At 46.0% G+C, this 272-nt stretch carries 1 protein-coding gene; it reads left to right on the forward strand.

What is annotated here, in order from left to right; all coding sequences use genetic code 11:
- Positions 1 to 90: 90 nt before the first annotated feature.
- Positions 91 to 272, forward strand: a 182-nt coding sequence (locus DN599_RS10310; RefSeq protein ID WP_162599196.1) for a helix-turn-helix domain-containing protein, incomplete at its 3' end; no start/stop codon positions are given.

Below are 272 nucleotides of genomic sequence, written 5' to 3' on the forward strand. Positions count from 1 at the left end.
TAAGTGCACCACTCATGGTTAAACGGTGAGGAGAGATCAACTGCCTGTTGGTGATACTCTGTAGTCGCCAAACAAACATGAGTAGTTACCATGAATTACAAGCAGTTGATCGAGGGACAACGATACCAGATTGAGGCCTATTTACGCGAAGGTTTCAGTTATCGGGAGATAGGAAAACGTCTGAAAGTAAGTCACAGCACAATCAGCCGGGAAGTAAATCGCAATCGAATTCGGGATAACCATTACTTGCCGGAAGTCGCTCAGGTGAAGGC

This window comes from Shewanella algidipiscicola, from assembly GCF_900380485.1.
Taxonomy (GTDB): domain Bacteria; phylum Pseudomonadota; class Gammaproteobacteria; order Enterobacterales; family Shewanellaceae; genus Shewanella; species Shewanella algidipiscicola.